The organism is Xenorhabdus miraniensis (assembly GCF_002632615.1).
Genome location: NZ_NITZ01000004.1, coordinates 251,687 through 266,487, shown reverse-complemented (window position 1 = coordinate 266,487; position 14,801 = coordinate 251,687). Strand labels below are relative to the sequence as shown.

Genomic DNA, 14,801 nt, shown 5'->3' with positions numbered 1-14,801 from the left:
GGCAGTCATTGCTTACTGCCTTAAATTGAAAAAACCATCACTTAAAGTTTTCTACTCAGAAGAAGATCTTCCAGTGATGGCTTAAGCAGAATTCGGGTTGATTAGTTAAACATAATCGAAACAGGCAATTACACAAATTTAGAAACAGGGTCAGATGGATAATACAAGCTGTAACTCTCAAAGGAAGCGCAATCATCCCTGATAGGTATCATTTAATCATCTACCCTGGATGATGATTGCAAAATCACTCACTTCAACTGCAAGTAGCTACAATTAATTATCAATATGGCGGCTATAGTCCATAGATTGATGCAGAACTCTTATAACAAGTATCCCATCTTCCACTAGACGAAAAAAAATAATGTGTGAAGCTATTGGAAATGCCTTTAATCCAGGTCGAATACGGTTACAACTTCGAGCTATTCCGGGCGAACCAGAAAGCATGTGGAAAGCACTATCAATATCTTTAATATATTGTTCTGCTTTCTTCAGACCAAGTTCTTGATAAGAGTAATCAAATATAGCTTCTAAGTCTTGAACAGCTTTAGGCTTGAGAGAAAATGTCTTACTGAGCATTGTGTATTTTACTTTTCACATTGGTAAGGAAAGTATTAAGCTCCCAAATGACAGCCTTACCACTGTTATCGCCTTCATCTATTAATTGGCGAAGCACTTCCAATTTTGACTCAGCTTGCTTTTCCTGTAACAGGCGTAATCCCTCCCGAACAACCTCGCTATTTGTTTTGTAAGTACCAGATTCAACCAGACTTTCTACGAATCTTCGCAGTTCTTCACCAGTATCTACTGTCATTGTACGAGTAGCCATAATGCACCTCACTTATATCGTTGATGAATACTCTATAGTATAAGACATATTCTTACAAACAATGTTAGCAACCCAGCAACTGATCTATAAATACCGGTATCACAGCTACAGGCTGTCCAGTGGGAGATTCTGCCACTCAGTGACCTGCTCTTTCACCGCATCGGTGACTTTGGCAATCAGTGATGGTGAAACCTCCGCGTCATACATTTCTTTGAAAGCACTGGCAATATCCCGCGCATCCCTTTGGCATCATAAAATCCATTGGAGATATTAAAATGTGGGTTTCCTCTCTTCAAAACACCAAACTGATCACACTTTCATAACAATTTATTCTCATTCACCGAAAAGTACCCGCAAACCTTCCGAAAGTCTCTTCAAGAGAAGCCTTTTAATCGCTTCAATCAGACAATGAAAGAAACATAAAATTAACACCTGCTCCCCATATGGATAACAATTCAAAATAAGGGGATTTTTCGGATGATGAGGTAGCCATGAAACTAGAAGACTTACGTGCCGACCAAAAACGCCCATTCACCAGCAAAGAGTATCTGAGTTCACTTCAAGATAGCCGTGAAATTTATATTTATGGTGAACGAGTCAAAGATGTTACAACGCATCCTGCTTTCCGTAATGCGGCTGCCTCAATTGGTCAACTATACGATGCCCTCCATGCACCGGAAACTCATGATGTACTCTGTTGGAATACCGATACTGGCAATGATGGCTATACTCACAAATTCTTCCGTTTTGCTACCAGTTCTGATGACATCCGACAACAACGCGATGCTATTGCGGAATGGTCACGGCAAAATTACGGTTGGATGGGGCGCTCGCCCGATTATAAGGCCGCATTCTGCTGCTCATTGGGGGCTTATCCTGAATATTATGGGCAATTCGCTGATAATGCCCGTAGTTGGTATAAACGCATTCAGGAAAGTTGCATCTATTTCAACCATGCTATTGTTAATCCCCCTATTGATCGCCATAAGCCAGCAGATCAAGTCAAAGATATTTTTATTCAGATAGAAAAAGAGACAGATGCCGGAATTATTGTCAGTGGTGCCAAAGTCGTCGCCACCAACTCTGCACTGACTCACTATAATTTCATCGGCTTTGGTTCAGCACAAGTTATCGGGGATAATCCCGATTTTGCCCTGATGTTTGTCGCGCCCATGGATGCCGATGGCGTGAAATTAATTTCTCGCGCTTCTTATGAATTGGTGGCTGGCGCGACCGGAACACCTTTTGACTACCCCCTTTCCAGTCGGTTTGATGAAAATGACGCCATTTTGGTCATGGATAAGGTATTAATTCCATGGGAAAACGTGTTAATTTATCGCGATTTTGATCGTGCCCGTAACTGGGCAGTACAAAGCGGGTTTGCCCGGTTGTTCCCTATGCAAGCCTGTGTGCGTCTTGCCGTTAAGCTGGACTTCATTACAGCGTTGTTGCAAAAGAGTCTTGAATGCACTGGTGTTGTGGATTTCCGTGGTGTTCAGGCCGATCTGGGGGAAGTCGTCGCATGGCGCAATCTGTTCTGGTCACTGACAGATGCGATGTGGGCAGAAGCCAAGCCGTGGGAAAATGGCGCTTATCTGCCGGATACCCAAGCGATTCAGACTTATCGCGTGATGGCTCCGATGGCTTACACGAAAATCAAGAATATTATTGAAAGTAATGTCACCAGTGGCTTGATTTATTTGCCATCCAGTGTGCGTGATATGAATAACCCTGAGATTAATAAGTATCTTGAGAAATATGTTCGTGGATCTAATGGGATTGACCATGTAGAACGAATTAAGATTTTAAAATTAATGTGGGACGCCATTGGCAGTGAATTCGGCGGTCGCCATGAATTATATGAAATTAATTATGCCGGTAGCCAGGACGAAATTCGCCTGCAATGTCTGCGTCATGCTTATGGTTCCGGTAATATGAAGAAAATGACGGAATTGGTGGATCGCTGTCTCTCTGACTATGATTTGAATGGCTGGACCAGACCCCATTTACACAATAACCGTGATATTAACTTGTTAGATAAGCTGCTGAAATAAATCGGTAGCAGGAGGTCTATTATGTCTGTAGAAAATGAACATCGCCTGCGTTTCAGAGATGCGATGGCAAGCCTTTCCGCTGCGGTGAATATCATCACCACGGATGGCCCGGCAGGGCGCTGCGGTATGACTGCAACGGCGGTGTGCTCTGTGACAGATACACCTCCGACTTTAATGGTGTGCATTAATCGTAATAGCGCCATGAACCCGGTATTTCAGGAAAATGGCAATCTGTGTGTCAATATTCTGAATCATGAACAAGAGCTAATGGCTCGCCATTTCGCTGGCATGACCGGTGTCAGTATGGAAGATCGCTTCAAATGGGATATTTGGAACACCGGAGTGTTGGGGCAACCACAGCTACAAGAGACGCTTGCCAATCTGGAAGGACGCATTGAGCAAATACAGGAAGTCGGCACTCATTATGTCTATCTGGTGGAAATAAAACAGATCATTGTTCAGGAAAAAGGCCATGGACTGATTTACTTTAAACGCGGTTTTCACCCTGTAATGGATGAAAACATGGCAATAACGGCTTAAAATAAAATCATTTTTGAAACAAAATCATACTCATCATAGCCTCTTAAGATGAAGGTTCTTTATCAAGGAGCCTTCATCAATTTGAAAAAAGAGACAAACTCAGATCAAACTGTCACCTTTCAAACTACTATTACCTTTCAAACTACTATTACCTTTCAAACTACGATCACCTTTCAAACTACCACCTTGCGTCTCAATGACCTGTTTATACCAGTAGAAACTCTTTTTACGGCGTCGCTCCAGTGTTCCTGTTCCCTGCTCATTCTGGTCAACATAGATATATCCGTAACGTTTGGCAATCTCGCCTTTTGAGGCACTGACCAGATCAATTGGTCCCCAGCTGGTATATCCCATGACATCTACACCATCGTCAATCGCCTCTCTGACCTGGGCAAGATGGTCATTAATATAATGAATGCGATAATCATCCTGAATACTGCCATCGGCTTCCACGGTATCTTTGGCTCCCAAGCCATTCTCAACAATAAACAGTGGCTTTTGATAACGATCCCACAATAAATTAAGTAACGTGCGCAAACCAACCGGATCTATCTGCCACCCCCACTCTGAACTGGAGAGATGTGGGTTCGGGATCATATTCAGGACATTACCCTGCTGTTTCTGGTACTCAGAGTCATCCCCCGATGTACAGCCACTCATGTAATAACTGAATGAGATGAAATCAATCGTATTTTTCATCTCATGTTTATCTTGTTCAGTCATCGTGAGTTCAATACCATTTTCGCGAAAATAGCGCAGCATATAGCCCGGGTAAGCACCACGACACTGTACGTCACCGAAAAACAGCCATTTTTGATTTTGCTGGAGAGTTGCCAGTACATCTTCGGGTTTACATGTCAATGGATACATCAACCCTCCCAACAACATATTGCCAATTTTGGCGTCAGGGATAATTTCATGGCACAATTTCACCACACGGGCGCTGGCAACTAATTGATGATGAATGGCTTGATAGATTTCTGATTGTGTGCTGGTTTTAGGCAACCCGACACCCGTTAATGGTTCATGTAGTGACATATTGATTTCATTGAACGTCAGCCACAATTTCACTTTTTCCTGGTAACGGGTGAAAACTGTGCGGGCGTAGTGCTCAAAAAAGTCGATCAGCCTGCGATTACCCCACCCTCCGTATTTTTTGACCAGTGTCCATGGCATCTCATAATGGGACAGCGTGATCAATGGCTTAATTCCATATTTCGCCATTTCATTGAATAGCTTGTCATAGAATGCCAGCCCTGCTTCGTTGGGCTGTGTTTCGTCACCTTGTGGAAAAATTCGACTCCAGGCAATAGAGGTACGCAAGCAGGTAAAACCCATTTCCGCAAACAGAGCGATATCTTCGGGGTAACGATGATAAAAATCGATGGCAATATCTTTAAGATTCTGCGTATCATCAGGCTCTCGCTCAATTACAGGCCCCATAATGCCCTGTGGTTGAACATCAGATGTCGAAAGCCCTTTTCCATCGGTTAAATAAGCACCTTCAACCTGATTGGCAGCAACTGCACCTCCCCATAGAAAATGTGTTGGGAACGGTTTCATGCGAATCTCCTCTTTGGGCACGTGGTGAACAATAGATCAATGGTAAACAACGGGATCAATGGTAAACAACGGGATCAATGGCAAACAACGGGATCAATGACATTTTTCATCTTTATTTTCTTTTGCGGAGAGTTTGCTGGACGCCGGAAGCCCAAACAACCATGTCAATAAAGTTGAGATGACAAAAGCCAGCACAGTACCAATAACCGCTCCCCACACCGTATTATTGATACCCGTTGGTGGAATAATCTGGGTGAAAGTAAAAATATTGATCAACCCCATCGAATAGACAGCACTTTGGTAATAACCAATCACCGTGCTACCTATTGCCCCGGCAATACAGCCAAAAATAAATGGTCGCCGATAAGGCAAAGTCACGCCATAAACCGCGGGTTCAGTAATACCAAACATACCGGAGGTCACAGCCGAGCCCGCCAACATTTTCAATTTCGCATCACGGGTACGCAGGAATACGCCAAACGCCGCCCCCGTTTGCCCTATCACAGCGGGAAGCAGCAAAGGCGTTAACGTATCGTGCCCCATTACGGTTAAGTTATTAATTATAAGAGGAATAAATCCCCAATGCAGGCCAAAGATGACACAAATTTGCCAAACAGCTCCCATAATCGCCCCTGCCAGTGCCGGAGCAAACTCATAAACAGACTGATAGCCATGCGCCAACAACTGGCTTAACCACGTAGCCGTTGGCCCGATAACCAGAAACACAATCGGGACAATCAACATAAGGCAAACAAGAGGAGTCACAAAGGTTTTGATTATGGCGGGGGGATAAGCATCCAGTTTCTTTTCAACTTTGCAGCTAATCCAGGAAGCAAAAATAATGGGGATCACGGAAGAGCTGTAATTCAGGAATGAGAGTGGAATACCCATAAAATATTCCGTTGTGCCCCCACCAACCATGGATACATCAAAGGAGGAAATGATCAGGGGATGGACTAATGCCCCCCCAATTCCCATCGTAATAAAGGGATTGCCACCAAATTTTTTACCCGCTGTATAACCGAGCAACAGAGGGAAAAAATAAAACAAAGAATCGCTGGCTGCATACCAGACATGATAAGTTCCACTCTCAGGAGACATCCATTTCAGTGTAATAGCAACCGCAAGCAATCCCTTTAAAATACCCGCCGCCGCCATAACACCCAGAAATGGGGTGAAAATACCGGAAACAATATCAATGAAGTGGTTAAAAAGGCTGTCTTTCTTGTCAGTGAAGTCTGTTGTTACTTCCATCTTATCAGGAGGAGTCAACACTTGTTGAATAGTCTGGTAAACATCGCCCACTTCATTACCAATGACGACCTGAAACTGGCCCCCGCTTTCAACAACCGTCATGACACCTGACAGAGCTTTTATCTTGCCGGCATCAGAAAGGGTACTATCCCGCAGTTTAAATCGCAGCCGTGTTGCACAGTGGATAAGACTGACAATATTCTCCTGCCCACCAACACCTGCAATAATTTCCCGGGCCAGTCGCTGGTACTTCATGCTGTTTCCCCCACTTTCGCCATAGCTTATATTGAGTACAGAGCAGTCATGATCTGTTTTCTGATTTTAGTTACTTTTATTTATCACTCAATTTACAAAAAATAGAAGTGTGATTGTGATCGCGGGGTTACATTAAATAACCTAAATTCTGGATAAAAGATTGAACTAAGTGCCTGTTCCAAGAACAAAAATTTCGGCCGAAAGACACCGTTATTATAAGAAACAGGAATGGATAATGGATATTTTAGTGGCGACTTAACCAAAATTCAGATTAATATGAATACCAGAAATAAACCATCAAGACATAACAAAAAATTAATATATAGATATTTATGATTCAATTTTATGTCTACTATTCTTCCATCTACCATTTTCTGGCAAAAAACAAATGAATTAGGTTAAATGACAATCAAGTTGATTCATTTACGAACATACAAATCTCTTATTAATAATTTTTGATATTAATTTAGTGAATATTCTGCCAAATCTGGTATTACTTTTTTACGTTACTGTGATCAACCGTTGAGAAGATATTATATCGGTATATTAACCTCCCTCGCTTCACGATCACCCTGAATAAATAAACAAAATCACAACCCGTGCGATACATTACGTTACAAATATGTTAACAACAGTATAATCATCTGGATGTATTGCCCATCGGAATGATAGCTAACAGAGGCATTCACTATGAGTAAAACCGCCCCGGTCGGTTTATGGGATCAACCGAAACCCTTTTTCATGATCTTTTTTGTTGAATTGTGGGAACGATTTGGTTACTACGGCGTTCAAGGCATTCTTGCCGTTTACTTCGTGCAAAAGCTTGGTTTTTCAGAAGCAGAATCATTTATTACTTTTGGTGCATTTACCGCACTGGTTTACGGTCTGATTTCCATCGGTGGTTATGTCGGAGATCACTTACTTGGGACAAAGCGAACAATTGTTTTGGGTGCCATTATACTGGCAATCGGCTACTTTATGATTGGCCTTTCCATCATAGAACCTGAGCTGATTTTCTATGCCTTAGGAACCGTCGCTGTTGGTAATGGCCTCTTCAAAGCCAACCCTGCCAGCCTGCTGGCAAAGTGTTATCCGCCACAAGACCCGCGTTTAGATGGTGCATTTACGCTATTTTATATGTCCATCAACCTCGGTTCCCTGGTTTCCCTCTCCCTCGCTCCTGTCATTGCTGAAAAATATGGTTATGCTCTCACCTATAATATCTGTGGTATTGGCCTGATTATTGCTCTGCTGGTTTATATTGCTTGCCGTCGCATGGTACATAATATCGGTTCAGAACCTGACCATGCACCAATAAATTATATGACTCTGTTTTTAGTGCTGATTGGTGCAGTGGCAATGATTGGCATCTGTGCATGGTTATTGCACAACATCAAAATTGCCAATATTGCGCTGGCAACGATTTCTGCCGTTGTTGTCATAATTTTCTTCTGGCAGGCATTCAAACAGGACAAAATCGGCCGCAATAAAATGTTCGTGGCATTTGTTCTGATGCTTCAGGCTATCGTGTTCTTTATCCTGTATAGCCAGATGCCGACTTCCCTCAACTTCTTTGCAATCAACAACGTTCATCACCAGATTCTGGGTTTTGATATCAATCCCATCAGTTTCCAGGCACTAAACCCATTCTGGATCATTATTGTTAGCCCTATTCTGGCAGTGGTTTACACTCGACTGGGAGCTAAAGGTAAAGATTTTTCGATGCCAACGAAATTCACTTTCGGCATGTTCCTGTGCTCTCTGGGCTTCCTGACCGCCGCAGCCTCCGGCTTATTTGCCGATGAGAATGGCATTACATCTCCCTGGTTTATCGTACTCGTGTATCTGTTCCAGAGTGTAGGCGAATTAATGATTAGTGCCTTGGGGCTGGTGATGGTGGCAACATTTGTTCCCAGCTATCTGACTGGATTTATTCTGGGCATGTGGTTCCTGTCACAAGCTGCGGCTTCAGTATTGGGTAGTTATGTGGCAACCTTCACTGCTACACCAAAAGGTGTGAGTGATCCACTGCAAACCCTGCCAATTTATACTGGCGTATTTGGTAAAATCGGTATCGCCACACTAGTCATCGCCATCATTATGGCCTTTATGGTGCCATGGTTGAACCGTATTATGAAAGAAGACGTGAAGGCGTAATCGCTCTCATTCTGCTGGCTTAAACACATTTTCCGCTTGCTGGTCATTAAGATCACGAGCGGAAACTGTTTTTCCACATAATCAGTGAAAAATAAAATATCCTTTTTTATTCGTTAACCTGTTAATCTAATAATTTACTCTCAAACTGCTCCCAAAAATACTCAGGGTAATGTTTATCATAATAATAGTTATAACCAGTTTGATACCAATAATATCAAAAGAGTTAATAATCGTTATGCAGAGAATTATGAAATTCCGTCGGCGGTGCTCAGGAAATTAATACCGCGATATGTCTTGATTTCTACATCAAGATTGAATATTACAACAAGCCTCAGTCAGCCGTGTCACTTATACCGGAAAGATATCGTTATAATCCATATATCCTAAACTGCACCTCAAAATCAGGTGCAGTTTATAACTACCGACTACAGTGCTAATTTAGTGCCATTACAGCACATCAACCGCATTCAGCTCTTTAAAAGCCTGTTCCAGACGAACAATCATAGCAGCCTGACCCGCACGCAACCAAACACGTGGATCATAGAATTTCTTGTTAGGTTTGTCCGCACCTTCTGGGTTACCCAACTGACCTTGCAGATAGCCTTCGTTCTTTTTGTAGTAATTCAGAATACCTTCCCAAGTTGCCCACTGGGTATCAGTATCGATATTCATTTTTACTACACCGTAGCTGACTGCTTCCTGAATCTCTTCTGCGGTAGAACCGGAACCACCGTGGAAAACGAAGTCCAGACTGTTGTGTGGCAGGTTGAATTTCTCAGAAACGTAGTCCTGAGAGTTACGCAGGATTTTTGGTGTCAGTTTAACGTTACCGGGTTTGTATACACCGTGAACGTTACCGAAAGAGGCCGCGATGGTGAAACGTGGGCTGATGGCATTCAGTTTTTCATACGCGTAAGCCACGTCTTCTGGCTGAGTGTACAGGGAAGAGCTGTCCAGATGGCTGTTATCAACACCATCTTCTTCACCACCAGTACAACCGAGTTCAATTTCCAGCGTCATGTCGATTTTTGCCATGCGTGCCAGATATTGGCTGCAAATCTCAATGTTTTCTTCCAGAGATTCTTCTGACAGATCAATCATGTGGGAAGAGAACAGAGGCTTGCCAGTTTGCGCATAATGTTTCTCACCTGCGTCCAGCAGGCCATCGATCCATGGCAGCAATTTACGTGCGCAATGGTCGGTATGCAGGATAACAGGCACACCGTAATGTTCTGCCATCTGGTGAACGTGGTGAGCACCAGAGATAGCACCGATAATTGCCGATTGCTGGCCTTCTACTTTCAGCCCCTTGCCGGCAACGAAAGACGCACCGCCGTTGGAAAACTGGATAATGACCGGAGCACGTACTTTTGCCGCCGTTTCTAACACTGCGTTGATGGAATCAGTACCGACACAGTTAACCGCTGGTAATGCGAAATTGTTTTCTTTAGCGACGGCAAAGACTTTTTGAACATCATCACCAGTGATGACACCCGGTTTTACGAAATCAAAAATTTTAGACATGTTACGTGGTCCTGTATTGATATTGAACAGGCAGCAAACACTGCCTGCTAGCACAACTTAGTTACTTTTAGCACGTTCTTCCAGCATCACAACGGCTGGCAGTTTTTTGCCTTCAACAAACTCAAGGAAAGCACCACCACCAGTAGAGATGTAAGAGATTTTGTCAGCAATTTCGAACAGGTCGATTGCTGCCAACGTATCACCACCCCCTGCGATAGAGAAAGCATCGCTCTCAGCAATCGCGCGGGCAACAATTTCGGTTCCTTTACGGAAGTTAGGGAATTCAAAAACACCCACAGGGCCATTCCACAGAATGGTTTTGGCATCTTTCAGGATTGCAGCCAGACGTTCAGCAGACGCATCGCCCAAATCAAGGATTTGTTCTTCGTCTTTAATTTCACTGGTCGATTTCAGCGTCGCTTCCGCAGTTTCTGAAAATTCCGTCGCAACACGAACATCAGTAGGAACTGGAATATCACAGCTTTCCAGCAGTTTTTTCGCTTCTGGGATCAAATCATCTTCGTACAGTGAACGACCAACATTATGCCCTTCTGCGGCAACAAAAGTATTGGCAATACCGCCACCCACGATCAGTTGATCAGCAATTTTGGACAGTGAATCCAGCACAGTCAGTTTGGTTGAGACTTTAGATCCCCCCACAATCGCCACCATTGGACGAGCCGGGTTATGCAGCGCTTTACCCAACGCTTCCAGCTCACCGGACAGCAGCGGGCCAGCACAGGCAATCGGGGCAAATTTAGCAACGCCGTGAGTTGACGCCTGAGCACGGTGAGCTGTACCAAAAGCGTCCATTACATACACATCACACAGTGCTGCATAGTGCTTCGATAATGTTTCATCGTCTTTTTTCTCACCTTTGTTGAAGCGAACGTTTTCCAGAACAACTAATTCGCCTTCCGACACTTCAACACCATCCAGATACTCTTTTTCCAGACGAACAGGAGAAGAAAGTACTTCTTTCAGGTAATCAACGACAGGTTTCAGTGAGAACTCTTCGTTGTATTCTCCTTCAGTCGGGCGTCCCAGGTGAGAAGTAACCATGACTTTGGCTCCCTGATTTAACGCAGCCTCAATCGTCGGCAAAGACGCACGGATACGTGCATCAGAAGTCACTTTGCCATCTTTTACAGGCACATTCAGATCAGCACGGATCAATACGCGTTTACCCGCCAGATCTAAATCAGTCATCTTAATTACAGACATGGTGAATCCTCTCATTGATTCTTTATAAAATTACTCAATCTTCTGCTATGTACCGTCTGTGGCATAACAAATGATTATTTGAAACCGGTTGCGGCCATTGCCAGCGCCGTGTCAATCATGCGATTAGCAAAGCCCCATTCATTATCACACCATACGAGGGTTTTGATCAGGTGATTACCGCTGACCCTCGTTTGTGTTCCATCAACAATGGCACTGTGGGGATCGTGGTTAAAATCCGTTGAAACTAACGGCAAGTCAGTGTAATCCACTATACCATGAAACTCTCTGAGAGCTGATTTTTGCAGGAGCCGATTCACATCGCAAACTTTCACTGCGGCGCGGACTGTCACGCTTAAGTCAATGGCTGTCACGTTAATCGTGGGCACTCGTACAGAAATCGCCTCAAACCGATCACTGAATTTGGGGAAAATACGAGTGATGCCCGCCGCCAGTTTTGTATCAACAGGAATGATGGATTGACTGGCCGCCCGGGTTCGACGTAAATCACGGTGATACGCATCAATCACTGGCTGATCATTCATCGACGCATGGATGGTTGTCACCGTGCCAGATTCAATATTGAACGCATCATCCAACACTTTTATGATGGGAATGATGCAGTTTGTTGTACAGGACGCATTGGAAACAATGCGATCTTCCGCAACCAATGAATGGTGATTGACACCATATACCACGGTTGCATCCAAGTCATTTCCTCCCGGATGAGAAAACAGGACTTTTTTGGCACCACTGGCAATATGAGCTTTTCCATCTGCCCGATCGCCATACTTACCCGTGCAGTCAAGCACGATATCAATACCCAGATCTTTCCACGGCAAAGCTGAAATATCCTGCTGATGAAACAGCCGAATACTGTCATCTCCTACTTGCAATAAATCATTATTCAGGCGTATATCCCATGCAAAACGCCCATGACTGGAATCGTATTTCAATAAATGAGCAATGCCTTCCGCATCTGCTAATTCATTGATAGCGATCACTGAAATTTCAGCCCGACGCCCGGATTCGTAAATAGCACGCAAGACACTGCGCCCTATTCTCCCAAAACCGTTAATCGCTACCCTGATAGTCATGTTACTCCCTGAATGTCTCTGTAGTCATGCAACCGCTTAGGATAACTGAGCAACTGCGGCTTGTACGGATAATTCATCACAAAATTAACCAGATTGTGACAGACAAGACATTTTTTCACTCTGATTTACGCACTGAATTTATGGATTTTACGCACCAAACTGAAACGGTTCAGCTACTATAAAAGCAGATTACGAGAAAAAAAGCATAATGGCAAGTGCCATTCATCACACTGTAGAGGAAAAATTGAATAAAAAAAGAGCGCATTCGCTCCAAAATTGATTCGAATGCGCTTAAGAAAATAATTTGCCGGTTATTTCAGCAGAGCGGTTGCTTTAGAAACTACGTTTTCAACAGTGAAACCAAACTCTTTGAACAGAGCATCAGCAGGTGCTGATTCACCGAAGGTATTCATACCGACGATATCGCCGTTGATACCAACGTATTTGAACCAGTAATCAGCAATACCCGCTTCGATGGCAACACGAGCAGAAACCGCCGCAGGCAGTACTGCTTCACGGTAAGCCGCATCCTGCTTGTCGAAAGCATCAGTGGATGGCATGGAAACAACGCGAACCTGACGGCCTTCTGCACTCAGTTGTTCAGCCGCTTTCACAGCCAGTTCAACTTCAGAGCCTGTTGCAATCAGGATCAATTCAGGCTGACCTGCGCAATCTTTCAGGATGTAAGCACCTTTCTCAATATTCGCCAGTTGCTCAGCAGTACGCGCCTGCTGTGCCAGATTCTGGCGGGAGAAGATCAGAGAAGTTGGGCCATCTTTGCGCTCAATCGCATATTTCCATGCAACCGCAGATTCAACCTGATCACATGGACGCCATGTGCTCATGTTTGGCGTTACGCGCAGGCTGGCGATTTGCTCAACTGGCTGATGGGTTGGGCCATCTTCACCCAGACCGATAGAATCGTGGGTATAAACGAAGATGCTGCGGATTTTCATCAATGCCGCCATGCGGACTGCATTACGGGCATATTCCACAAACATCAGGAATGTTGCGCCATAAGGCACAAAACCGCCATGCAGTGCGATACCGTTCATGATGGCAGACATACCGAATTCACGTACACCGTAGTGAATGTAGTTACCATCCTGTACTTCATTCAGTGGCTTAGAACCAGACCACATGGTCAGGTTACTTGGTGCCAAGTCAGCGGAACCACCCATGAATTCCGGCAGAACTTTACCAAACGCTTCCAACGCATTTTGTGAGGCTTTACGGCTTGCAATGGAGGCAGGGTTTTGTTGTAAGTTTTCAATGAATGCCTTGGATTCAGCTTCCCAGTTCTCTGGCAATTCACCGCTGGTGCGACGGGTAAATTCTGCCGCCAGTTCAGGATACGCCTGGGCATAGGCAGCAAACGTCTCTTCCCATGCGGCTTCTTTAGCCTTACCGGCTTCCTGAGCATTCCAGCCAGCATAAATGTCCTGAGGAACTTCAAACGCAGGATGTTCCCAACCCAGTGCTTTGCGGGTTGCTTCGATTTCAGCATCACCTAATGGAGCACCGTGGCATTCTTCTTTGCCTGCTTTGTTTGGAGAACCAAAGCCGATAATCGTTTTACACATCAACAAAGATGGCTTGCCTGTCTCTTTGCGTGCTGCTTCGATAGCGGCTGCAATTGCATCAGAGTCATGGCCGTCTACGCCACGGATAACATGCCAGCCGTATGCTTCAAAGCGTGCTGCGGTGTCATCAGTAAACCAGCCTTCAACTTCACCATCAATCGAGATACCGTTGTCATCATAGAAAGCGATCAATTTGCCCAGTTTCAGCGTACCTGCCAAAGAGCACACTTCATGAGAGATCCCTTCCATCATGCAGCCGTCACCCATGAACACATAAGTGTAATGATCGACGATATCATGACCAGGACGGTTAAACTGTGCTGCCAGTGTACGTTCTGCAATCGCAAATCCTACGGCATTAGCGATACCCTGTCCCAGCGGGCCAGTGGTCGTTTCTACGCCTGCCGTATAGCCATATTCTGGGTGACCAGGGGTTTTGGAATGCAGTTGACGGAAATTCTTCAAATCATCGATGGAAACATCATAACCTGTCAGGTGCAGCAAGCTGTAAATCAGCATGGAGCCGTGGCCGTTGGATAACACGAAGCGGTCACGATCAGCCCAATTAGGATTAGAAGGGTTATGGTTCAGATAATCGCGCCACAGCACTTCGGCAATGTCAGCCATTCCCATTGGTGCGCCAGGATGCCCTGATTTTGCTTTCTGCACAGCATCCATGCTCAAGAAGCGGATAGCATTAGCAAGGGTTTTACGAGTGGTCATTCTT

9 protein-coding genes and 3 pseudogenes are annotated in these 14,801 nt (G+C 44.5%); 3 read left to right on the top strand and 9 right to left on the bottom strand.

Annotated features, from left to right (window positions below; all coding sequences use genetic code 11):
* Positions 1-273: 273 nt before the first annotated feature.
* From Xmir_RS06310 to Xmir_RS06300, 3 genes and pseudogenes are all read right to left on the bottom strand, one after another.
* Positions 274-576 (bottom strand): type II toxin-antitoxin system RelE/ParE family toxin, encoded by a 303-nt coding sequence (locus Xmir_RS06310; RefSeq protein WP_099113542.1) that lies wholly within the window; start codon positions 574-576, stop codon positions 274-276.
* Entirely contained in the window at positions 566-826 is a 261-nt protein-coding gene (locus Xmir_RS06305; protein WP_099113541.1) for a type II toxin-antitoxin system ParD family antitoxin, read from the bottom strand. The genes Xmir_RS06310 and Xmir_RS06305 overlap by 11 nt, the downstream gene beginning before the upstream one ends.
* A gap of 108 nt (positions 827-934) precedes the next feature.
* Positions 935-1,060, bottom strand: a pseudogene (locus Xmir_RS06300) (transposase); the annotation flags it as partial.
* A gap of 257 nt (positions 1,061-1,317) precedes the next feature.
* Here Xmir_RS06300 and hpaB point away from each other — a divergent pair.
* A complete protein-coding gene (gene hpaB, locus Xmir_RS06295) occupies positions 1,318-2,880 on the top strand; it encodes a 4-hydroxyphenylacetate 3-monooxygenase, oxygenase component (RefSeq protein ID WP_099113540.1) in 1,563 nt (520 codons plus the stop codon).
* 21 nt (positions 2,881-2,901) lie between these two features.
* The gene (gene hpaC, locus Xmir_RS06290) at positions 2,902-3,420 is read left to right on the top strand and encodes a 4-hydroxyphenylacetate 3-monooxygenase, reductase component (protein WP_099113539.1); all 519 of its coding nucleotides are present in this window, start codon (positions 2,902-2,904) and stop codon (positions 3,418-3,420) included.
* 171 nt (positions 3,421-3,591) lie between these two features.
* Here hpaC and Xmir_RS06285 read toward each other — a convergent pair.
* Both Xmir_RS06285 and Xmir_RS06280 read right to left on the bottom strand, forming a co-directional pair.
* Positions 3,592-4,983, bottom strand: a pseudogene (locus Xmir_RS06285) (glycoside hydrolase family 1 protein); the annotation flags it as partial.
* 129 nt (positions 4,984-5,112) lie between these two features.
* Positions 5,113-6,492: pseudogene (locus tag Xmir_RS06280) on the bottom strand (PTS transporter subunit EIIC); the annotation flags it as partial.
* Between the two features lie 690 nt (positions 6,493-7,182).
* Here Xmir_RS06280 and dtpB point away from each other — a divergent pair.
* Complete coding sequence (gene dtpB, locus Xmir_RS06275) at positions 7,183-8,649, top strand: dipeptide/tripeptide permease DtpB (protein ID WP_099113536.1); 1,467 nt, start codon at positions 7,183-7,185, stop codon at positions 8,647-8,649.
* A 447-nt stretch (positions 8,650-9,096) separates the two neighbouring features.
* On the opposite strand, the gene fbaA is transcribed toward dtpB, so the two are convergent.
* From fbaA to tkt, 4 genes are all read right to left on the bottom strand, one after another.
* Positions 9,097-10,173 (bottom strand): class II fructose-bisphosphate aldolase, encoded by a 1,077-nt coding sequence (fbaA, locus tag Xmir_RS06270; protein WP_099113535.1) that lies wholly within the window; start codon positions 10,171-10,173, stop codon positions 9,097-9,099.
* A 57-nt stretch (positions 10,174-10,230) separates the two neighbouring features.
* Complete coding sequence (pgk, locus tag Xmir_RS06265) at positions 10,231-11,397, bottom strand: phosphoglycerate kinase (protein WP_099113534.1); 1,167 nt, start codon at positions 11,395-11,397, stop codon at positions 10,231-10,233.
* A gap of 74 nt (positions 11,398-11,471) precedes the next feature.
* A complete protein-coding gene (gene epd / locus Xmir_RS06260) occupies positions 11,472-12,491 on the bottom strand; it encodes an erythrose-4-phosphate dehydrogenase (RefSeq protein WP_099113533.1) in 1,020 nt (339 codons plus the stop codon).
* Positions 12,492-12,802: 311 nt separating this feature from the next.
* Complete coding sequence (gene tkt, locus Xmir_RS06255; RefSeq protein ID WP_099113532.1) at positions 12,803-14,797, bottom strand: transketolase; 1,995 nt, start codon at positions 14,795-14,797, stop codon at positions 12,803-12,805.
* Between the last annotated feature and the right edge of the window lie 4 nt (positions 14,798-14,801).